Raw genomic sequence first — 22,366 nt, forward strand, 5'->3', positions numbered from 1 at the left:
TGCCCAATAGATTTCAGGTAGCAGCTTGAAAGAAAGACGGGTATAGATTCATTCCATTCTTGGGGGGCTCAATGCCCCCCAAAATGTCAGGAGATAAAACAATGGCAAGAGAATTCAGTCGTACTCAGCGCGTTGCACAGGAAATGCAAAAAGAGATTGCCATCATTTTACAGCGTGAAGTCAAAGATCCCCGCATCGGTATGGCAACTGTTTCTGGTGTTGAGGTTTCTCGCGATCTGGCTTATGCCAAAGTATTTGTGACTTTTCTGAATGTGTTAGTGGAAGAACATGATTCAGATAAGGTTCAGGGGAGTATCAAGGCATTGAATGAAGCCTCTGGGTTTATTCGTTCTTTGCTGGGTAAAGCGATGCGTCTGCGCGTTATTCCTGAACTGACGTTTTCTTACGACAGTTCTTTGATAGAAGGGATGCGCATGTCAAATCTGGTGACTAATGTCGTAAAAAATGACGAGCAGCGTCGTGCTTCTGCGGATCATAACGAGGAAAAGTAATGGGGCGTCGTCGTCGGGGTCGTGCGATACACGGTGTACTGCTGTTGGACAAGCCGCAGGATATTTCCTCCAATGATGCTTTACAGAAAGTAAGGCGGATCTTTAATGCCAGCAAAGCAGGTCATACAGGTGCGTTAGATCCGCTGGCAACAGGAATGTTGCCGATTTGCCTGGGTGAAGCGACCAAGTTTTCCCAGTTTTTGTTGGATTCTGACAAACGCTATAGAGTCATTGCCCGTTTAGGACAGCGCACTGATACTTCAGATTCACATGGAAAAATCATTTGTGAACGTGAAGTTCAGGTGACTCCGGCTCAGCTTGATGCAGCATTGGAGATATTCCGCGGTGATACCATGCAGGTTCCTTCCATATACTCTGCGTTAAAACACCAGGGAAAACCGCTGTATGAATATGCCCGTCAAGGCGTTGAAGTTGAGCGGGAAGCGCGTCCAATTACCGTGTATGAATTGCAGTTCATTCGCTGGGAGGGTGATGAACTGGAGCTGGAAATCCACTGTTCCAAAGGAACCTATGTCCGCACGATCGTTGACGATTTAGGAGAGTTGTTGGGGTGTGGTGCCCATGTGATTTATCTGCATCGTTTGCAGGTTGCCAATTATCCTAATCATAGGATGGTGACATTGGAACAGCTGTATGAGTTAAAAGAACAGGCGGCAAGACAACAGATTGAAGCGGGAGAATTGCTCGATCCATTGCTGTTACCGATGGATACGGCAGTTACGCATTTCCCCGTAATTCATTTGACATCTGTCGTTGCTGCTTATTTTAAGCAGGGACAGCCTGTTCGTAGCCAGCACCGTTTACCATCTAGTGAGTGGGTACGCGTTACCGAAGGAGATGAAAACAAATTCATCGGTATTGCTGTGATTGATGATGATGGTTTAGTGGCTCCGCGTCGCTTGGTAGTTGAAACTGATGATAGTTGAAACATATCAAAAGTAAGCATTAATGGGACTATCTTGCGCTTCACCTATTTGCAGCGTAGAATGATGTGCCTGTATATGAGTAGCTGAATTAGAGATCGGCACTCGTCATTCGTAATCAATTATTTGGAGTTATACTATGTCTCTAAGTACTGAAGCAAAAGCGCAGATTATTGCTGAGTTTGGCCGTGGCGCTAACGACAGTGGTTCTAGCGAAGTTCAGATTGCCCTGCTGACTGCACAAATCAACCATCTGCAAGGTCACTTTGCAGAGCACAAAAAAGATCACCACAGCCGTCGTGGTCTGTTGCGTATGGTTGCACAGCGCCGTAACCAGCTGAACTACCTGAAGCGTAAAGATCTGGCACGCTACACCGCGCTGATTGAGCGTCTGGGACTGCGCCGCTAATCAATGAGTTTCAGTGGAAAGGGGCCTATCGGGCCCCTTTTCTTCTAGAAAGTGGAATTTAAGAAACTTAAATTCCGTTTCTGAAATATTTGAATCTCTTCAGCTACAGTGACTCGCGCGGCTAATGAGAGTACTGAAAAGGATATACCCGGTAGATTCCAAGTTATAGAGCGGCTAACAGAGCTGTTACTTGGAAAACAAAGGGGATTAAGCACTGTCATTAGTCGTGAGGGTGTAGCAATGAAGAGAATATCCATTGTTGCTGATATTTAAAAGGCAGCAACACTAACGAAGGAATATTATTTTGCTGAATCCGATTGTTCGTAAATTCCAGTATGGTCAGCACACTGTGACCATCGAAACAGGCATGATGGCTCGTCAGGCGACAGCGGCTGTTATGGTAAATATGGATGACACTGCGGTATTTGTTACCGTTGTTGGTCAGAAAAAAGTAAAACCAGGTCAGGATTTCTTTCCACTGACTGTTAACTATCAAGAACGTACATATGCTGCTGGCCGTATTCCTGGCAGTTTTTTCCGTCGTGAAGGCCGTCCGGGTGAAGGTGAAACCCTTGTTGCTCGTCTTATCGACCGTCCACTGCGCCCACTTTTTCCAGAAGGTTTCCTGAACGAAGTTCAAATCATTGCAACTGTTGTTTCTGTAAACCCACAGGTTCATCCGGATATCGTTGCTATGATCGGCTCTTCTGCGGCATTGGCATTGTCTGGCATTCCATTCAACGGCCCAATTGGCGCAGCACGTGTTGGTTATATCAATGATCAGTATGTACTGAACCCAACCAGCAATGAGCTGAAAAACAGCCGTCTGGATTTGGTTGTTGCAGGTACTGAAGGCGCTGTACTAATGGTTGAATCCGAAGCGGAGCTGCTGACAGAAGAACAGATGCTGGGTGCGGTGGTGTTCGGCCATGAACAACAGCAGATTGTGATTGATAACATCAATGCACTGGCTGCTGAAGCGGGTAAAGAGAAGTGGGATTGGGCACCAGAGCCTGTCAACCAATCTCTGCATGATCGCGTTGCTGAGTTGGCAGAAAGCCGTCTGGGCAATGCTTACCGCATTACTGAAAAACAGGAGCGTTACGCTCAGGTTGATACTATCAAAGAAGAAGTTTCTGCAATCATTCTGGCAGAAGCAGCAGAAAATAGCGTTGAGCTGGAAGAGACAGAAGTGCTTGAAGTGTTGTCTGTTCTGGAGAAAAATGTCGTTCGTGGCCGCGTACTGCGTGGTGAGCCTCGCATTGATGGTCGTGAAAAAGATATGGTTCGTGCACTGGACGTTCGTACTGGCGTATTGCCACGTACTCACGGTTCATCTCTGTTTACCCGTGGTGAAACTCAGGCACTGGTTACAGCAACACTGGGTACTGAACGTGATGCCCAGGTGATCGACGAACTGATGGGAGAGTACACAGATCGCTTCCTGTTCCATTACAACTTCCCTCCATACTCTGTTGGTGAAACGGGTATGGTTGGTTCGCCAAAACGTCGTGAAATTGGTCACGGTCGTTTGGCGAAGCGTGGTGTTCTGGCGGTAATGCCTAGCATCAACGAGTTCCCGTATACGGTTCGTGTGGTTTCTGAAATTACGGAATCCAATGGTTCTTCTTCTATGGCTTCCGTCTGTGGTGCTTCATTGGCACTGATGGATGCAGGTGTACCGATTAAGGCAGCAGTTGCAGGTATCGCCATGGGGCTGGTGAAAGAAGGCGATAACTTTGTGGTTCTTTCTGACATTCTGGGTGATGAAGATCATCTGGGTGATATGGACTTTAAAGTTGCGGGTAGCCGTGATGGTATCAGCGCATTGCAGATGGACATCAAAATTGAAGGTATCACCCGTGAAATCATGCAAATTGCTTTGAATCAGGCCAAAGGTGCTCGTTTACACATCCTGAATGTGATGGAGCAGGCAATCCAGAGCCCACGTAATGACATCTCTGAATTTGCGCCACGTATTCACACCATCAAGATCAACCCAGATAAGATCAAAGATGTGATCGGTAAAGGTGGTTCCGTGATCCGTGCTCTGACTGAAGAAACAGGCACAACTATTGAAATCGAAGATGACGGTACTGTGAAGATCGCAGCGACTGATGGTGAAAAAGCTCGTCATGCTATCAGCCGTATTGAAGAGATTACTGCTGAAGTCGAAGTTGGTCGTATTTATACTGGTAAAGTTACCCGTATTGTTGACTTTGGCGCATTTGTTGCAATTGGCGGTGGTAAAGAAGGGTTGGTACACATTTCTCAGATCGCAGACAAGCGTGTAGAGAAAGTAACTGACTATTTACAGATTGGTCAGGAAGTTCCTGTCAAGGTGCTGGAAATTGACCGTCAGGGTCGTATCCGTCTGAGTATGAAAGAAGCAGCAGTTAATACTATGCTGAATACTACCGATGAAGCATCACAATCACCGGAATCATCAGTAGAATAAATTTGACGTAGAGAGCGGTGTCCTGTAAAAAGGGCGCCGTTTATCCCCAATAAATTTCGAATTGTCGCCAACAGAGGGCAATTTGAAAGATACAGGGGGGCAGATAATTTCGGGCAGGATGCCTGAAATATACAATGTGGGTGGAACAACCGTGGGTGGAGTAACAGGGCATTCTGATTAATGTCTGACTTCGGGAGTGGGAAATGAATTCTTTTCTGCGCTGGTATTACGTTGCAGCTATTTTTCTCCTTATAGGATGTGGCAGCACTGAATGGCGTAAAAATGAAGTTTTTGCTATTCCACTTCAACCAACATTGCAACAAGAGGTTATTCTGGCACGCATGGAACAAATACTTGCGAGCCGCTCTCTTAAGGAAGATGAGTATGCACAGCTTTTATATGAAAGAGGTGTGCTGTATGATAGCCTCGGGCTGAGAGCATTGGCACAGAATGATTTTTCAGTGGCTTTGTCTATCCGTCCAGATATCCCTGAAATTTTTAATTATCTGGGGATTTATTTTACGCAGGCAGGCAATTTTGATGCTGCCTATGAAGCGTTTGATTCTGTTTTAGAGCTTGATCCAACTTACAACTACGCGCGGATGAATCGCGGAATTGCACTGTATTACGGTGGCCGCTATCGTTTAGCGCAGGATGATCTGCAGGCGTTTTATCAAGACGATCCAAATGATCCCTTCCGTTCGTTGTGGTTGTACCTTGTGGAAGAGAAAATCGATCCTAAGGTTGCAATGACTAATTTGTCGCACCGTTTTGACAAAACGAACCGGGGGCTATGGGGCTGGAATATTGTTGAATTTTATTTGGGTAAGATCAGTGAGAAAACACTGATGGAACGCCTGAAACAGGATTCGACAGATAACACTTCGCTCGCTGAGCATCTCAGTGAAACTGACTTCTATTTAGGTAAGCATTACCTAAGTCTGGGGGATGAGGATAGCGCAGTTGCGTTATTCAAGCTGACGGTAGCTAACAATGTTCATAACTTTGTTGAGCACCGCTATGCATTGTTGGAATTGGCGCTGCTAGGCCAAAGACAAGATGACCTATCAGTATCAGAATCGAACCAACAATAGCTGACGAACATTTTCACGACAGATTTTTAAGTCCACATCTTGAGAGGTGGGGGCTTATTTGTTCGTTTAATAACATAATTTGAGCCAGTTCACATTTTAAATGAAAATGACAGAAATTCTTTTCACTGTGTTATGTAGACTGGCCGCCACGATCAATGAGGCACCATTACATGACCACTGAGACTGAAATCTCTTTTGCTGATTTAGGATTATCAGCACCTATTCTTTCTGCACTGCAAGACATGGGCTATGAGAAGCCCTCACCAATTCAACAGCAATGTATTCCTCACCTGTTAAATGGCCGTGACGTGCTGGGTATGGCGCAGACTGGTAGTGGTAAAACTGCGGCATTCAGCTTGCCTTTACTGCATAATATTGATGCTGAGCTTAGAGCTCCACAGATCCTTGTGTTAGCACCGACCCGTGAACTGGCGGTACAGGTTGCTGAAGCATGTTCAGATTTTTCCAAACATATGCGTAACGTGAATGTTGTCGCGCTCTATGGTGGACAGCGTTATGACGTTCAATTGCGTGCTTTGCGCCAGGGGCCACAAGTTGTAGTGGGAACACCGGGTCGTCTGTTGGATCACCTGAAGCGTGGCACGTTGGATCTGTCCAACCTGAAAGGTCTGGTACTGGACGAAGCTGACGAAATGCTGCGTATGGGCTTTATTGAAGATGTTGAAAACATCATGAGCCAGATCCCGGCAGAACATCAGACTGCATTGTTCTCAGCGACTATGCCTGAAGCGATTCGTCGTATCACTCGTCGTTTCATGAACGAGCCACAAGAAGTTCGCATTCAGACCAGCGTAACCAACCGTCCGGATATCAGCCAGAGTTACTGGTCTGTTTACGGTATGCGTAAGAATGAAGCACTGGTACGTTTCCTTGAAACAGAAGATTTTGATGCGGCGATTATTTTCGTCCGTACCAAGAATGCGACTCTGGAAGTGGCAGAAACGCTTGAGCGTAACGGTTATAATTCTGCGGCACTGAATGGCGATATGAATCAGGCTCTGCGTGAACAGACTCTGGAGCGTTTGAAAGATGGCCGTCTGGACATTCTGATCGCAACAGATGTTGCTGCCCGTGGTTTGGATGTTGACCGCATCAGTCTGGTTGTTAACTATGACATTCCGATGGATGCTGAGTCATATGTACACCGTATCGGCCGTACAGGTCGTGCTGGTCGTGCTGGTCGTGCGCTATTGTTTGTTGAAAATCGTGAACGCCGTCTGCTGCGTAACATTGAACGCACCATGAAGCTGACAATCCCGGAAGTAGAGCTGCCGAATGCTGAACTTCTGAGCCAGCGTCGTCTGGAAAAATTCGCTGCTAACGTTCAGCAGCAGTTGGAAAGCAGCGATCTGGATCAATATCGTGCTCTGCTGTCTAAATTGAGTATCAGTGACGAGTTGGATATAGAAACATTGGCTGCGGCACTGCTGAAAATGGCACAAGGTGAGCGTCCACTGATCCTGCCACCAGATCCAGTTCGTCGTCCTCGCCGTGAATTTAATGAACATGATGACCGTCGCCGTAATGGTAATGGTAATGGCTTTGGTGAGCGTGACAGAGGTGATAGAGGTGATAGAGGTGACAGAGGTGATCGTCCTCGCCGAGAACGCCGTGATGTTGGTGATATGGAACTGTACCGTATTGAAGTGGGTCGCGATGATGGTGTTGAAGTACGCCATATTGTTGGTGCTATCGCTAACGAAGGTGATATCAGCAGCCGTTACATCGGCAATATCAAACTGTTCGCAACGCACTCCACAATTGAGCTGCCAAAAGGGATGCCGGGAGAGTTATTGTCTCACTTTACCCGTACCCGTATCCTGAATAAGCCAATGAACATACAGTTGATGGGGGATGCACAGCCATTTGAACGTCGTGAGCGTCGTGGTGGTGGTCGTAACGGTAATGGTGGTAATGGCTCACGCCGTGATCGTGACGGTTTTGGCAATAGCGGTGGTCGTCGTTTTAACAATGAACGCCGTGGTGGCGGTGAGCGCGGTTCTTTCCGTGGTCGCAATAACGACGATTTCAACGGTGGTGGACAACGTCGCCGTCAGCAACAAAGCAATGGTAACGTGTAATACACTGTTGATTGTTGTCTCGTGTTAGCAATAACACGCTGAAATATCAAATTGAATTAAGCCCTTTCCCCTATAAAGAGAAAGGGCTTTTATGTTTTCAATATTTTCATTTTACCAAATCGGGCAGAATTAGGGTGTTCAATTAATTGTGTTGCTTTTTCTAAAAATAACTCGTCGAGAGCAATAGCGGCTATACATTTTCTTATTTTATTCTGGATTAATAGTAGAGAGTACAGACATTATCTCTGCAAAAATGATTAACTTAACCCCAGTTCTTCTTTGAGAGGCTTTAAGTAACGGCGGCTGACAGGAATTCGTTCATCATTGCTCAATACCAATTCCGCCTGACGATTCTCCCCAAAAACAATCTCCCGCAAATGCGTCATATTGACCAGATACTGTCGATGGCAACGGGTCAGGGGAGTACGGATTTCCAGAGTGCGCAAGGTCAATTCAGTAAAACCTTCCTGTCCGTTGGCACTCATCACATATACACCACTCAAACGTGAGGTGATATACAACACATCATCCAGTTGCATCAGCCATATCCGGCTGTGTCCTATGCAGGGAATATATTTCAGTTGCTCATTTTCGGGTTGTAAGTCTGTCAGACTCTGTTTTTGATAACCCGAACGCAGTCGTTGTAATGTCTTGCTCAGTCGCTCTTTTTCCAGCGGTTTTAGCAGATAATCAAATGCATGCTCTTCAAACGCCTGTATTGCATATTCATCAAAAGCAGTAAGAAAAACGATATAAGGGCGATGCTCAGGGTTGAGCATACCTACCATTTCAAGCCCGGTGATGCGAGGCATTTGAATATCAAGGAAAACCACGTCCGGTTTCAGACGATGAATGGTGCCAATTGCTTCTACTGCATTGGCACATTCACCGATGATCTGAATATCTGTTTCCTCTTCTAACAGGCAACGTAAATTCTCACGAGCTAGTGGCTCATCATCAACAATTAGTACATGCATAACTACGCCGCCTTATCAGCCTCTTTTTCCAATGGCAAACATAAAATGACACGGGTAAATTCTTCTGGTTGGTAATCAACACGCACACCATAATGTTCACCATAGCGAAGCCGCAAGCGCTTATCTACTAAACTCATTCCAAGTCCATTCCCCATTTTTTTCGGGCAATAAAGCCCCGCATTATCTTCAATTTCTACCAATAGCAGATTGGTTTGCTGGTGGGCTCTAATCGTAATTCTTCCGGTATCCAGTAACTGTGATGTGCCATGTTTAATTGCATTTTCGACCATAGGTTGCAGGGAAAATGCAGGCAATTTGGCATAACGTAGAGACTCCGGTATATCTATGGTTATCTGGAGATGTTCACAAAATCGCGCTTTTTCAATTTGTAAGTAAGCATTCACATGCTCTACTTCATTTTGTAGTGTGGCAATTTCTTCTGGTCGCTTCAGATTCTTGCGAAAGAATGTCGAAAGGTACTGCACAAGCTGGCCCGCTTGCTGGCTATCGCGTCGGATCACTGCCTGTAGTGTATTCAGGGCATTAAATAAAAAGTGAGGATTCACTTGCGCGTGAAGTAGTTTCACTTCTGATTGTAATAGAGACTGCTTATTTCGTTCATATTGTCCCGCAAGGATTTGGGCAGAAAGCAAGCTGGCAATTCCTTCGCCTAATGTTCGATTGATCGAACTGAATAAACGATTTTTGGCTTCATATAATTTTATCGTACCGATTACTTGCTGATTTTCTCCCCGCAGAGGAATAACCAGTGCTGAACCCAATTTGCAAATGGGACTAAGAGAACAGCAATAGGGGATTTCGTTACCATCAGCGTAGACGACTTCATTATTTGCTATCGCACGATGTGATTGCTCGGAAGCAATAGGTGTTCCCGGTAAGTGATGGTCAGAACCAATACCAATAAATGCCAGTAGTTTTTCCCGATCAGTAATTGCGACGGCCCCGATTTCCAATTCCTGATAGATAACTTTTGCTACACGCATGCTGTTAGCTTCATTAAATCCCTTAAGTAATATCCCTTCGGTACATACCGCGATTTTCAGGGCCTGGGCAGAAAAAGCACTGGTATATTTTTCGAATATGGCTCGTCTGTCCAGCAATATGCGGATAAACATAGCTGCTCCGATACTGTTAGCGATAATCATAGGAGCGGCGATATTTTTCACTAAATTAAATGCTTCACTGAAAGGGTTAGTAAACAGCAGAATAATCCCCATCTGAGCACATTCGGCAAAGAATGTCACAATCGCCGCAGTCCATAGATTAAGTAACTTATTGATCTTGCCCTGCTTCATTAAATAACTGTGTACAAGGCCGCCAATAACGCCTTCTATAATGGTGGATACCATACAACTGAATGCGGTCATTCCACCAAGGGAATAGCGATGTAATCCTCCGGTGAATCCTACCATCGCCCCGACTGTTGGCCCGCCAAGGAACCCCCCTAATACAGCACCAATGGCACGGGTATTAGCAATAGAATCATTAACATGCAGGCCAAAATATGTTCCCATTATGCAGAAGATGGAGAAAATGACATAACACATGAGCTTATGAGGTAAGCGAACACTCACTTGCAATAAAGGAATGAACAGAGGTGTTTTACTCAGTAGCCAGGCAATCACCAGATAGATACACATCTGCTGGAGCAGTAGTAAAACGAGGTTAAATTCATACATATTTTTTCACGACATGTTTGATAACGATAAATTAATTTATGCAGTTATTATCAAAGCTTAAATTTAACGCCGTCAATAGTACGTTGAAGATTAATGTATTTCCGGATCTTGAGAGGATTATCCACCCTCTTCGGCAAGGGCGGATTTTTTTAAGGATTTTTGTCGAAATAAATAGGAATAGGGTTATTCAGTGCAGATAACGTAATCGGTGACTATCTCGTTAATAACATGAACTGCGCCATCATCTATATTCACGGCGAAATGAACATTTTTCCCGTGTTCATCTATTCCGGGTGTTGAAGAACGATAAGAACGGAATTGTGGCCAGCCGTACAGCTCATGCATCGCATTTTGTTGATGTGTGCGGTACAGGCTGGCTAAATCTTCTACTGTCGATAATTTTTTATGCATTTTTTTGCAATACCATACAGCGCCTTTATAGACGCGACATGACCAAATCTCACCATTTTCAAGATACGTAGTCATTCCTTTCATATCCATATCTGCTAACTCAGCTTGTAACAGAGATCGGTCAAAAACGGCTCCGTTTGTATTTGTCACCGTTTTAGCCATATGTCCCCCAAAATTTGCGTACTTAGAATCAGGGCTGGTCACGACAGTAAAAATGACATCTTCAGTTTTCGGGTTTGAGACGCCATATGCTTTTATTTGCAAGGTCGTTTTTACGCCGAGTCCATTTGGGTCGGTGATGGGGAGCGACAAACTACCCTGATCTCCCGTTACTCCTTGGTAGTGATCTGATTCACTGTCTATCAGCGCAGTAACTGTTTGAGGAAATTCCTGACGGTTTAGTGCATTGGTTGCTTTCATTTCTATAGGGACATTTTTTACAGGCTGTCCGTGATTGAATGCTTTAATATTCAGGGTAATTGTTTCGCCTTTTTTTACTTTTCCTGTATTGATAGTGATTTCCAGGTTATCAGCTATCCCTTTGACTTTTCCGCTTTCAGTGCCACCATAGGTATGGTTACCTTGCTCTTGACCCATACTGGTATCAATCGTTTTGGTATTCCCAGTAATGTGGAGACCATTCTGTGCCTGAACAACAAGCACTTTGATTTTACCTCCGTTGGCAAGCAAGCTTCCAACGTCCCATTGAGTATTGCCATTGCCGGATATCTCTTGTTTGCGGTCAATATCGAAAGTCAGCAATGGAATAGGCGTATAATTAATTCCGGCAGTAAAGGCTGCGGGGGTCTTTTGGCGGTGATCTTTATTGATTAACCCAACTTCATCGCCAAAATATTGTTCATATACCAACTTACCGCCAAGTTGTGGCAAAGCGGGGATATAGCCTTGTGCTCTCACATCAAACCATTGGCAGGGTGTTCATCGTAATCTTTCAGCAAACGCGAATCTTTCCAGTTAGTTAAGCGAAAATAGCCGTTCATGCCTAATCTCAGATAATCGTGGGCGTACTCTGTACCGAGGCCAAGCCGGGTATTATCTCCGGTAAGATCGTGATCCAGAAAAGCATTGCATCCCGGCATCCAGTTATCAAAAAATTGACGTTGTCCGATACCGATATTGATGGTGTTGCGTTTATCAATGCGGCGCAGGCCAAATTGAGTGTCAGTATCTCACCAACGCGGGTAGCCGCATTAGCCAGCTTGCGTTCTGTATCATTGGTTCCGGAAAATGGTTCTGATGGAAAGTAATTGAATGGTAAATATTTATTAGGGCGCGATTTAGGGACATCAATTTCATCACCAATCTCAAGTACTGGAAACGGTTTGCTGAAAGTACGGAATTTATTTATTTCCTTAAGTTGATTAATGGTGAAACCGTAACGTTTAGCTATTGTATGGATCGTTTCTCCCGGCTTCAGAATATAAGGCTCAGTTGGTATTGCCAGAGGGGAATGTTGAGACATCGTATGCGTTTAGGCGGCGGCGATAATAGGAGTAAATGTGCCAGCGAGCGGGAACGAAAATTGGACGATAATATTCACCCAGGCTACTCGTTTCAGCAAGCGTTGCTGATTTTGTGTCCGGGGCTTATCAAATTTTTTGTGCATAAAAATAAACCTGTAATAGTAACAGCGTCAGGTGATGATGAAATAAAAGAGGGGCAAAACGGTATTGCCTTATTTGAGACATCATAAATTGGTTAACAAAAAAATTGTTAATTTGTTAACACAAGGATTATTGATTTGACATATCTTATGCATATGGTTTTTATTCCAGCATAAAATTATTTAGTGGTCAACATTACTTTCTATATCAGGCATTTTAAATAAAAAATAATAGGTGATTTATACGTATTTTTTATGAGATTAAAACATGTTTTTTAAAATTTTTTCAAATAAAAACATTATGTTGAAATTTTTATATCTTATATGTCCAGAGATTATCTGAGGAAGGATAAAAATAGCCTTAAATATAAGGGAATTTTTGACAGCCAAATATTTGTTGCAAATTATTATTAGTTTTTATTTGTATTTTAATTTTATTAATCTTTAATTTTCTATTGGCGAATATTCTGCAATGTAGATTCAGAAAGAACTCTCTTTTTAATTTATAATTAAATATTAATTGATGAATTTATTTTAAGAAATAAAAATAATCAGAGAACAAGTCGAATTGATGGAATATGTTAATTTCCCGTCTTACTGCCACTTGAAATTGATTGGGTATATAATGTGATAGGTAGCTGCATAAAGCATTTCATTTTTGTCAATGATCAGGCGCACTAATTTCTAAAAAGAATTTATGAAGATAGTGTCACATTAGGTCGGTATAGCTAAACTAATTCGTTAATCTCTGACGAGTTTTGATCTGGTAGTATGCTTGGAGCTTACAAAACATAATGAAGAAAAGAACACTTTTCACGATATTGCTGATTATCTTTCTGACCGCAATGGCCGTGCTTTTTCGCTCACATCATCAGGACTTATTGTTGCAGGGAGAGGTTGAAGCACCCGAGGTCATCATTGCATCTAAAGCCTCTGGACGAGTGGTTGCGCTTCACGTTAGGAGAGGAGACGATATAAAAGCCGGGCAACTATTGGTAAGCCTTGATGGCCCTGAACTGACTGCAAAAGTTGCCGCAGCTCAAGCCGCTCGTGATCAGGCCAAAGCAAAACTCAATTTATCTTTGCATGGTACACGAGAAGAAAATATTCGCAGTCTGGAAGCGGCATACTTACAGGCTGAATTTGGATATAAAAACGCTCAACGTGAATTTGAGCGACTCAGTAATATTTCAGTCAAAGGTTATTCATCTGCGAGTGAATTGGATAACGCACGAAACGCGCGTGATATTGCTTACCAGAAAATGCTGTCAGCAAAAGCGGAGCTGGATGCAGGAAAAAATGGTGATCGTATAGAATTACGGCAACAATATCAGGCAGCATTGAATGAAGCTGAAGAAAAATTACAGGAGTTAAAAATTCAGAGTAATGATCTACAGGTAAAAGCTCCCGTTGATGGTGAAGTTGGGCCACTTCCGGCGGAGGTCGGGCAACTTTTCAATGCCAATAGCCCATTGGCAACATTAGTACGTATGCCTGAAGCTTACTTTGTCTATAACTTGCGCGAAGATATTCTGGCTAAAATCCGTAAAGGTGACAAAGTGACATTGCGTGTACCGGCTTTGGATAACAAAGATATTGAGGCAGAAGTACGTTATATCGCTCCAATGGGGGATTACGCGACAAAACGGGCAACTCGTGCGACAGGGGACTTTGATCTGAAAACATTTGAAGTGCGTTTATACCCACTACAACCTGTTGATGGGCTGCGTCCGGGAATGAGTGCATTATGGCACTGGGATAAGTAAGGTGGCAGCTTGATGAACAGAAAAGCTGTGTGGCATGGTCTTAAATGGAATAGTCTTAAATGGCATAATTCTGAATGGCATAGCTTTAAGCGTGCGTTTACCCGCGAGCTGGTGGTTGCAGTCCGTAGCCCGATTTTTCATTGGCTGAGTTGGCTGTTTCCTCTGTTGCTGTTTATCTTAATCAGTGCCAATTTTTCGGAAGGAACGCTGCTAAACCTGCCTGTTTCAGTAGTGGATAATGATCACAGTACTTTATCACGCACATTAATTCGTAATTTAAATGCGGCCCCTCACGCTGATATTAAAACTTATGATAATGGCCTGACGGAATCACTAGAGAGATTGGGGAGTGCAAAGGATTACTCTTTACTCTATATTCCCCACGATCTAGAAAAAGATGCGTTGAGTGGTAAACAGCCAACAGTGAGCATCTATTATAATGCCTTGTTTTATGGTTCAGGGCGTTATTCGATTCAGGACTTCAGCGGATTGATGGCAGAAACAAATGCCAAATATCGTGAGATCATTGCGTCTGAAATTGGTCGTCAGCTTCCACCACTTGCTAAGGCGACGATGTCTTATGACAGCCTGTTCAATGCCAGTGGCAGTTATATCTATTTCCAGCAATTTGCTGCAACCATCCATTTATTACAGCTTTTCGTCGTGACCTGTACTATTTATACGATGGCAAGGGGAAAGCAGCTCTTAAGCGCAAAATCTTTTGTACCGGCTTTATTAGGAAAACTTGCGCCTTATACCTTAATTTTTACCCTGTTGTTGATGATAGAAATTGCAGCATTGGTTGCATTCTCTGATGCCAAAGTTGCAGGTAACCCGATATATATGCCGGTTGTTGGATTTTTCTATGTGATTGCGGCTCAAAGTATCGGCTTATTATTGTTTACTTTCACCAGTAGTGCATTGACGGCTTATTCGCTAATCGGAATGCTGGTTAGTATTGCGATGTCATTTTCTGGCATGGTGGTGCCTGAATTATCAATGGTATGGCCGGCAAGAGTTATTTCGAATCTGGAGCCATTAACCCATGCTTTAAATGCCATGTTCGATATCTTTCTGCGGGAAGTGTCATTAAAAATCATCCTGCATATTTGCATGCTATTGATGATTTATCCTTTGGTTTGTGCCTTGTTGATCCGCAATCGCTTGTGGAAACGGCTTAACCAGCCAGGGGAAGTTATATGATGCAGAGGAAGCAGATAAATGAATAACTGGAAGATGTATTGGCAAACTTTCCACAATGTATTGTTGGGAATGCTGGAAAAACCCTTGTGGTTAATGCTGATTGTTTCTCTGTGTGTGATGAGTCTGGTTTATGTCCGCCCTACATTATGGGATCTACCCATCGCGATTATTGATCAGGACAACAGCCATATGAGCCGTGCGCTGATCCGCCACGTTGATGCGACGGCGAAAGTTGAAACCAAAAGCTACGCTAGTCTTGCTAACGCCCGTAATGACATGTTACGACGGAAAATCTTCGCCATTATCATTGTGCCGCCGGATTTTGAAAAACGTCTTTTAGGCGGAAAAAATGTGACAGTACCGGTTTATGGTGACGCGACGAACCGCCTTGCCAATGGGCAGATTCAGCAGGATTTGGCGTTGGCGTATCAACAATTATTATCTGAATACAATACCCAGTTACTGCTGAAATCGGGTTTCAGTACGGAACAGGTGAAAGTACTGCTACAACCGATTAAAGGAGAAACCATTGGATTATTTAATCCGGGGATCAGTTATGCCGCAATTGTTTTTCCCGGACTACTGGTGATGCTTTTGCAGCACTCCTTGTTGATTGCTTGTGTACGTGTGAGTATTGCTATACGTAGCACTCCTAACGGTAAGCCTCCACTCCCTGTCTATCTGGGTGCTTTGTCTGCGCTGTTGCCTATTTGGCTGTTTTTGTCTGTTATATTTTTTGTCCTGTGGCCATGGGTATTGGGATATCGGCAGGATGCACCAATTTATCAATTGTTGCTGATGACTTTCCCATTCCTGCTGGCAGTATTGGGGTTAGGTAAACTGGTAACAGAGTGTTTGCGCAGTGTGGAAATGATTTATCTGACATTGGCGTTTATCACTACTCCTGTTTTCTATATTTCGGGGACTATCTGGCCGGTTCAGGCGATGCCTGATTGGGTAAGAGCGATTTCATCAGCTTTGCCATCCACATGGGCAACCAAAATTATTGCAGGAATAAACCAAATGAACATGCCTTTACAAAGTATGTTGGGGGATATTGCAATGATCCTGTTCCTTGGTGTCGTGTACATGATCCTGGGGATTTTGGTTGGGATGTTGCGTAATGGTGAGCTGCGGGGACTGAAGAGTTTTAGGAAACGGCAGCGAAAGAATTAATAACAATAATCAAGAATTATCTTTAGACTGATAATGAAAATATATTGATTTGGGACAGGTTCCGTGCAAATGTCACTGGTGCTGATTTACTGGATCTCAGTGATAGAATTTTATTATCAATTCTTGAGATAGTATCAGGAAATATCACAGTATTTAGGTAAAATAACATGTTCCTTTTCACGAAAAGGGATCTGACTTGTGTTAGGTTAAATCCACTTTCCGTTTTGGTTTATTATCGTTAGCTGAATTTATCAAAGTGGAACAAAAAGAGGGCGCAGATCAGCACGATCGCGCGTTATCGTCATGTTAATCAGGGTCGAAATTCCGGTTGATGCCACGGGTATTGATCGCTTGCTGCGAGAATCCTTTGAGACCTCGGCAGAAGCTGAGTTAGTTCATAGATTAAGAGAAGATGGCTTGTTGACGCTGGGTGTTGTTGCGACTGACGATGAAGGTCACGTGATTGGCTATGTTGGTTTCACACCTGTTGACATCAATGGTCAGGATCATAATTGGGTTGGATTGGCGCCATTGGTAGTGTCTGAACCGTATCGTCGTCAGGGCATTGGTGAGAAGTTAGTGTATGAAGGATTGGATAGCCTGAATGAGTTTGGTTATGGCGCAGTAGTCGTGCTTGGTAAACCTGAATATTATCACCGTTTTGGTTTCAGGCTTGCTAAAGAGTACCAATTACATTGTCAATGGCCTGATAGTGAGGAATTCTTTCAGGTTTACACACTGGCTGATGTCTCGCTGGATGATTGTCATGGTTTAGTCACATATCCCAGTCATTTTGATTATGTGTAACTACAAGACGTAAATACAGAAATAGTAAATACACGCTGAAGAAATGTTGGAGATACTCTGGCAACGATGTCTATTCTAATGAAGTCTCTGACAAATAGATTGCTATACAGACAGGCTGGGTTGTAACCAGCCTCTCTTTTTGCTGTTTGTTTAGTTGCTTCACTCGGTATTCCAGCTTTAATGCTGTGCTCTTATCTCGTACTAAACTGTGATAGACCAGAGTCAATGAACCTTTTCCCCTCAAAGCCTTCGCCCCTTTTCCGGTACTGTGTTGTATCAGACGACGGGAAATATCTGTAGTAATTCCGGTATATAAAGAACCATTCTGGGTTTTTATCAAGTAAAGATACCAATCAGATTTGTTAATATTCATTAGTAATTTTAAATAGTTACAAATATATAAATACTGTATGGGATTAAATCATTATGAGGCTATAGACTGTATTATGGTTTTTTGAACATCATAACATGATGAATTATATTAAATTACATGTTTATTAACAGTAAGTGACAGCATTTTTTATTCAAAATAACTGAAAAACTATAGCAAGAGTTGCTAATTATCATTTTTTGAAGAAGCGTATAACTTGATCTAAGTCACAGAGAGACACCCTTTATATTGAAAAGTAGACAGAGGATCTGAAAATGAGAAACGCAAAATTTATTGCCGCTGTTTTAACACTATGTGCTGTTTCGTTTGGTTCTTTTGCGGCAACTGAAGTAAGAAATGCTACAGGAGAGAAGATTGGTATTGTTTCTGTGACGGGAGCAGAAACACTGGATAACCTGACAGAAGAGTTATCCAAAAAAGCTGACAAAGCTGGAGCATCTTATTTCCGCATTATTTCTGCTACTGGAGACAATAAACTGCATGGTGTTGCTGAAATTTATAAATAACTTATAGTTAAAACAGATTAAATCTTATACTACTGTATAACTATCAGAACACATCTGGACATTGATCCAGCTATGTGTTCTGATTGAGATGAGCAAATATAACAGTATGGAATTAGATGGAATTGAATAAAGATATCTTAATAATCTGCCAATACCTTGCCGAGCAACATGTCTTCACAATTTGTACTTCTTCAAATCAGGATCTATGGTGCGCAAATTGTTTCTATGCCTTTGATGTCGATAAAATGACACTTTGGTTTATGACTGAACCTGATACCCGCCACGGTAAAATGATGCAGGAAAACGCCGTAGTTGCAGGTACTATTGCCGGACAAACTCACAATGTTTCCCAGATCAGAGGCATTCAGTTTCGTGGTGAAGTCGTCCCATTGACAGGTAGGGATGAAACAGTTGCCAAAGCAAGTTACTGCCACCGCTTTCCTATAGCGATAACAGCAAAATCGCCTATTTGGCAATTGAACCTGAATGAGATCAAAATGGTGGACAACACCCTTGGCTTTGGCAAAAAATTACATTGGCAGCGTTAATATCAGTATCATAATTAATTATCGTAAATAGTGAATAACCTGATTACTACTGCCTCGCCAGATTAACGCCGGGTCGTGCAACGCCTGTTCAAATTTCCCGTCAACTAACACATGAATATAACTGACAATTTCTTGTTGGAGACCGCTTAACTCGTGGAGTACATAACCTGTCCATAGCCAGATATCTTTATTCGGGCACTCTCTCTTTATCCGTTTGACCAGTTTGAGAATATCGGGTGTATTGGAGGGATGAAGAGGGTCGCCGCCAGACAATGATAACCCTTTCCGTTTGATGCGAAGATCTTTCAAGTCAGTAATGATCTGATCTTCAACAGCCTGCGTGAACGGATAACCTGAGTTAGTCCGCCATGTACTTTGGTTATAACAACCACGACATTGATGGGAACAGCCAGCCACAAACAGGGTACAGCGGGTTCCGGGGCCATTCACCACATCAACCGGATAATATTGATGGTAATTCATAGTATTAGCCAATTCGCTCGTTACTGAGATGTTTGATGCGACGTTTCACCTCTTCCTGTTTACCTGCGTTAAACGGACGGGCATCAGGGCTGCCAAGATATCCACAAACCCGTCGGATCACAGAAACATGCGCTGGATCATGATTACCACAACGAGGACAGATGAACCCTTTGCTGATACAGGAAAATTCTCCGGTAAAACCGCATTGATAGCATTCATCAATTGGAGTATTGGTTCCATAGTAAGGGACACGGGAATAACTGTAGTCCCATACATCTTCCAATGCCTTCACATTATGTTGCAGATTGGGATATTCGCCATAGCAGATAAAACCACCATTCGCTAATGGGGGATAAGGTGCTTCAAAGTCCAGCTTATCGTAGGGATTGACTTTTTTCTCTACATCCAGATGAAAACTGTTGGTGTAATAACCTTTGTCCGTGACTCCCTGGATCACGCCAAATTCAGCGGCATCAAGGCGACAGAAACGGTCACATAAACTTTCACTTGGCGTACTGTATAAACTGAATCCATATCCGGTTTCCTGTTTCCAGGTATCAACCGCTTTGCGTAACCGCTTGACGATAGCGATTGCTTTTTGGCGACGTTGTTCATCGTCAAATAGATGAATGTGATCACCGTATAACGCATTAATTGTTTCATTGATACCAATATACCCTAATGAAATAGAAGCCCGCCCATGTTTGAAAATTTCGGCAATATTGTCATCCTCTTTCAACCTTATTCCACAAGCGCCTTCCATATAGAGGATAGGGGCAACCCGTGCTTTGGTGTTTTCAAGACGTTCAATTCGGGTCATTAATGCTTGTCTGACAACCAACAGGCGCTGCTCCAGTAGCTGCCAAAAACGCATTTCATTGCCTTTGGCTTCAATCGCGATACGGGGAAGATTCAGACTTATTACCCCCAGATTATTGCGCCCTGCATGAATTTGTTGACCCTTCTCTTCATAAACACCGAGAAAGCTACGGCAACCCATTGGCGTTTTAAATGATCCGGTTACTTTAACCACTTGATCATAATTAAGAATATCTGGATACATGCGCTTGCTGGCACATTCCAGAGCCAATAATTTGATGTCATAGTTGGGATCTCCAAATTTATGATTCAGCCCGTCACGAATGGCAAAAACCAGTTTTGGGAATACGGCGGTTTTGTGATTTTTGCCTAAGCCTGCAATGCGGTTACGTAAAATAGCCGTTTGAATCAAACGGGATTCATTTGATGTCCCCAGTCCAAAACCGAATGTCACAAACGGTGTTTGTCCGTTGGCGGTGTGCAGCGTGTTCACTTCATACTCCAAAGATTGGAAAGCATCGTAACACTCTTTTTCGGTGCGGGCTTCAGCATAGGCTGTGTGATCCGTAATATGCCACTCTTTTGCGATGATCAAATGTTTGTTATAGCTGGCCTTAACGAATGGAGCGAGCACTTCATCAATACGGTCGATGGTTGTACCGCCATAAATATGGCTGGCGACCTGTGCAATAATTTGGGCTGTAATGGCAGTCGCTGTGGAGATCGATTTTGGCGGTTCAATCTCGGCATTTCCCATCTTAAAACCCTTGGTCAGCATGCCCTGTAAGTCAACTAACATACAGTTAAACATTGGGAAGAATGGGGCATAATCCAGATCATGATAGTGAATTTCTCCTTTTTCATGTGCCAGAACAACATCACCCGGCAACATATGTTGTTTGGCATACTGTCTGGCGACGATCCCTGCCAGTAAATCACGCTGAGTGGGGATCACTTTAGCGTCTTTATTGGCATTTTCATTGAGTAAAGGCAGATCACTCTGTTCGATCAGGCCGCGGATTTCCTGATCTAGTCGATCATGCCATTTGTGGAGAGCTTTTTCCCCAACATTAACTGTATGGTCACTGTGCTGCATCACAACCGTTTTCACAATAGGGTTCCTCAATATGTTATCCACAAACTAAAACTGCATGATGGTCAGTTTTTAGCTTGGTGTGGATAATCTTGTGTATAATCACTATATATAGTTATTTATTTATATTTAAGCACAATATATGGGTTTTTCTATCCAATATACCATTCAATAAGTTGATCTAAGACAAAGAAAAGGGAAATTATTCTGAGGAGAAGTGGGGGGCAAAAGGAGAGAATACCAACCCTGATATTGAGTTATCAGGGTTGATGGAGCTATGAATTAGCTGCGGACTGCGATCGCTTCGATTTCGATTTTCACATCTTTTGGCAGACGAGCAACTTCAACACATGAACGAGCGGGAAAAGGCGCGTTATGTTCAGTAAAGAATGCTTCATAGGCTGCATTCACTGTAGCAAAATCATTCAGATCTTTAACAAACACTGTAGTTTTTACGATATTCGCTACTTTCAGGCCAGACTGTTCAATAATAGCCTTGACGTTTTCCAGTGATTGGCGGGTTTGTGCCGTGATATCTTCAGAAACGTCACCCGTTTTCGGATCTACAGGGATCTGACCGGAAGTAATAACCATGCTGCCTAGATCAACGCCCTGAACATAAGGGCCGATTGCGGCTGGTGCATTGTCGGTATGAATGGAATGTGACATTAGAAACTCCTGTTTAACGTCAGAATAGAAAATTTTTGTGAGGCCAACATTATAGTGCCCCTCTGCCCGGCATCAACTGCGGGATTTTAATCGTTGCTGATGACAGCCTGACGATCAAACTCTTTTTCGCAGTATTTGCAACAGACGACAACATCGTTAGCGGCTTCCATGACGCGGAAACTGCTTTCTACTGGTTCATTATGACTGATACAGTTACCGTTCGGGCATACAAGGATACCGTCAATCTGCTCTGGTAGGTTGATTGGCATTTTCTTCACGACAACGTAATTTTCAATATTATTCACAGTTGCATGTGGCGCATACATAGCGAGTTGATTTGCCTGTTGTTCTGTCAGGAATGTATTTTCAATTTTGATTAGATCTTTCTTACCCAATTGATTGGAAGGTAAATTTAGACCAATAGTAATGCGTTGGTCGGTTTCTGTGAGTTTGAATAGTGACAATAACTTAAAACCAACATGGGCCGGAATGTGGTCGATAACTGTGCCACATTTAATGGCTTCTACTTGTAATTGATGATCGTGTCGTGAATGGTCTTGGGTCATGTTGTGCTGTGAATACCGCTTAGGGTATTCCTCCTCCAGATATTAGGGAATCAGGGACATGCATCTATTTTGTCATATAAGGTTTGGTATTTCATCCTGCGTAATGGA

The 22,366-nt window shown here is 43.2% G+C and carries 21 protein-coding genes and 1 pseudogene; 13 read left to right on the forward strand and 9 right to left on the reverse strand.

Annotated features, from left to right (window positions below):
* Positions 1 to 101 precede the first annotated feature (101 nt).
* The 6 genes from rbfA (at position 102) to Xbud_RS00930 (ending at position 7,519) form a co-directional block, all read left to right on the forward strand.
* Positions 102 to 512, forward strand: coding sequence for a 30S ribosome-binding factor RbfA (rbfA, locus tag Xbud_RS00905; protein ID WP_099134296.1), 411 nt, complete (start codon positions 102 to 104; stop codon positions 510 to 512).
* A complete protein-coding gene (gene truB / locus Xbud_RS00910; protein WP_099134297.1) occupies positions 512 to 1,459 on the forward strand; it encodes a tRNA pseudouridine(55) synthase TruB in 948 nt (315 codons plus the stop codon). The genes rbfA and truB overlap by 1 nt, the downstream gene beginning before the upstream one ends.
* Before the next feature lie 136 nt (positions 1,460 to 1,595).
* Positions 1,596 to 1,865, forward strand: coding sequence for a 30S ribosomal protein S15 (gene rpsO, locus Xbud_RS00915; RefSeq protein ID WP_038261508.1), 270 nt, complete (start codon positions 1,596 to 1,598; stop codon positions 1,863 to 1,865).
* A gap of 304 nt (positions 1,866 to 2,169) precedes the next feature.
* Complete coding sequence (gene pnp / locus Xbud_RS00920) at positions 2,170 to 4,323, forward strand: polyribonucleotide nucleotidyltransferase (RefSeq protein ID WP_099134298.1); 2,154 nt, start codon at positions 2,170 to 2,172, stop codon at positions 4,321 to 4,323.
* 203 nt (positions 4,324 to 4,526) lie between these two features.
* On the forward strand, positions 4,527 to 5,417 hold the full coding sequence (nlpI, locus tag Xbud_RS00925; RefSeq protein ID WP_099134299.1) for a lipoprotein NlpI: 891 nt from the start codon (positions 4,527 to 4,529) through the stop codon (positions 5,415 to 5,417).
* Between the two features lie 170 nt (positions 5,418 to 5,587).
* On the forward strand, positions 5,588 to 7,519 hold the full coding sequence (locus Xbud_RS00930) for a DEAD/DEAH family ATP-dependent RNA helicase (RefSeq protein ID WP_099134300.1): 1,932 nt from the start codon (positions 5,588 to 5,590) through the stop codon (positions 7,517 to 7,519).
* Positions 7,520 to 7,776: 257 nt separating this feature from the next.
* Here Xbud_RS00930 and btsR read toward each other — a convergent pair whose 3' ends face one another.
* From btsR to Xbud_RS21255, 4 genes and pseudogenes are all read right to left on the reverse strand, one after another.
* Positions 7,777 to 8,496, reverse strand: a complete 720-nt coding sequence (btsR, locus tag Xbud_RS00935) for a two-component system response regulator BtsR (RefSeq protein ID WP_099134301.1) — start codon at positions 8,494 to 8,496, stop codon at positions 7,777 to 7,779.
* Between the two features lie 2 nt (positions 8,497 to 8,498).
* Positions 8,499 to 10,196: a sensor histidine kinase gene (locus Xbud_RS00940; RefSeq protein WP_099134302.1), complete on the reverse strand. Its 1,698-nt coding sequence runs from the start codon at positions 10,194 to 10,196 to the stop codon at positions 8,499 to 8,501.
* A gap of 183 nt (positions 10,197 to 10,379) precedes the next feature.
* On the reverse strand, positions 10,380 to 11,204 hold the full coding sequence (locus Xbud_RS20310; RefSeq protein ID WP_244589837.1) for an adhesion domain-containing protein: 825 nt from the start codon (positions 11,202 to 11,204) through the stop codon (positions 10,380 to 10,382).
* 144 nt (positions 11,205 to 11,348) lie between these two features.
* Positions 11,349 to 11,776, reverse strand: a pseudogene (locus tag Xbud_RS21255) (inverse autotransporter beta domain-containing protein); the annotation flags it as partial.
* Positions 11,777 to 12,093: 317 nt separating this feature from the next.
* Between Xbud_RS21255 and Xbud_RS20325 the strand changes: the two are divergent.
* From Xbud_RS20325 to Xbud_RS00965, 5 genes are all read left to right on the forward strand, one after another.
* Positions 12,094 to 12,321 (forward strand): hypothetical protein, encoded by a 228-nt coding sequence (locus tag Xbud_RS20325; protein ID WP_244589829.1) that lies wholly within the window; start codon positions 12,094 to 12,096, stop codon positions 12,319 to 12,321.
* Between the two features lie 704 nt (positions 12,322 to 13,025).
* Complete coding sequence (locus tag Xbud_RS00950; RefSeq protein ID WP_099134303.1) at positions 13,026 to 13,997, forward strand: HlyD family secretion protein; 972 nt, start codon at positions 13,026 to 13,028, stop codon at positions 13,995 to 13,997.
* A gap of 12 nt (positions 13,998 to 14,009) precedes the next feature.
* Complete coding sequence (locus Xbud_RS00955) at positions 14,010 to 15,200, forward strand: ABC transporter permease (RefSeq protein ID WP_099134304.1); 1,191 nt, start codon at positions 14,010 to 14,012, stop codon at positions 15,198 to 15,200.
* 18 nt (positions 15,201 to 15,218) lie between these two features.
* Positions 15,219 to 16,376: an ABC transporter permease gene (locus Xbud_RS00960; protein ID WP_099134305.1), complete on the forward strand. Its 1,158-nt coding sequence runs from the start codon at positions 15,219 to 15,221 to the stop codon at positions 16,374 to 16,376.
* 303 nt (positions 16,377 to 16,679) lie between these two features.
* A complete protein-coding gene (locus Xbud_RS00965; RefSeq protein ID WP_099134306.1) occupies positions 16,680 to 17,183 on the forward strand; it encodes a GNAT family N-acetyltransferase in 504 nt (167 codons plus the stop codon).
* A 70-nt stretch (positions 17,184 to 17,253) separates the two neighbouring features.
* Here Xbud_RS00965 and Xbud_RS00970 read toward each other — a convergent pair whose 3' ends face one another.
* Positions 17,254 to 17,550, reverse strand: coding sequence for a GIY-YIG nuclease family protein (locus Xbud_RS00970; protein WP_280176097.1), 297 nt, complete (start codon positions 17,548 to 17,550; stop codon positions 17,254 to 17,256).
* Between the two features lie 278 nt (positions 17,551 to 17,828).
* On the opposite strand from Xbud_RS00970, the gene bhsA reads away from it, so the two are divergent.
* Together bhsA and Xbud_RS00980 are read left to right on the forward strand one after the other, a co-directional pair.
* Positions 17,829 to 18,080 carry a multiple stress resistance protein BhsA gene (bhsA, locus tag Xbud_RS00975; protein WP_099134308.1) on the forward strand — a complete coding sequence of 84 codons (252 nt, stop codon included), beginning with the start codon at positions 17,829 to 17,831 and terminating at the stop codon, positions 18,078 to 18,080.
* 116 nt (positions 18,081 to 18,196) lie between these two features.
* Positions 18,197 to 18,628, forward strand: a complete 432-nt coding sequence (locus tag Xbud_RS00980; protein ID WP_099134309.1) for a YhbP family protein — start codon at positions 18,197 to 18,199, stop codon at positions 18,626 to 18,628.
* 18 nt (positions 18,629 to 18,646) lie between these two features.
* Here the strand turns inward: Xbud_RS00980 and nrdG are convergent, their stop codons facing one another.
* The 4 genes from nrdG to pyrI form a co-directional block, all read right to left on the reverse strand.
* On the reverse strand, positions 18,647 to 19,111 hold the full coding sequence (gene nrdG, locus Xbud_RS00985) for an anaerobic ribonucleoside-triphosphate reductase-activating protein (protein WP_099134310.1): 465 nt from the start codon (positions 19,109 to 19,111) through the stop codon (positions 18,647 to 18,649).
* A gap of 4 nt (positions 19,112 to 19,115) precedes the next feature.
* A complete protein-coding gene (gene nrdD / locus Xbud_RS00990; protein WP_099134602.1) occupies positions 19,116 to 21,026 on the reverse strand; it encodes an anaerobic ribonucleoside-triphosphate reductase in 1,911 nt (636 codons plus the stop codon).
* 279 nt (positions 21,027 to 21,305) lie between these two features.
* Positions 21,306 to 21,692: a 2-iminobutanoate/2-iminopropanoate deaminase gene (ridA, locus tag Xbud_RS00995; RefSeq protein ID WP_038261552.1), complete on the reverse strand. Its 387-nt coding sequence runs from the start codon at positions 21,690 to 21,692 to the stop codon at positions 21,306 to 21,308.
* A gap of 86 nt (positions 21,693 to 21,778) precedes the next feature.
* On the reverse strand, positions 21,779 to 22,258 hold the full coding sequence (pyrI, locus tag Xbud_RS01000; RefSeq protein WP_099134311.1) for an aspartate carbamoyltransferase regulatory subunit: 480 nt from the start codon (positions 22,256 to 22,258) through the stop codon (positions 21,779 to 21,781).
* Between the last annotated feature and the right edge of the window lie 108 nt (positions 22,259 to 22,366).

This window comes from Xenorhabdus budapestensis, assembly GCF_002632465.1.
Classification (GTDB): domain Bacteria; phylum Pseudomonadota; class Gammaproteobacteria; order Enterobacterales; family Enterobacteriaceae; genus Xenorhabdus; species Xenorhabdus budapestensis.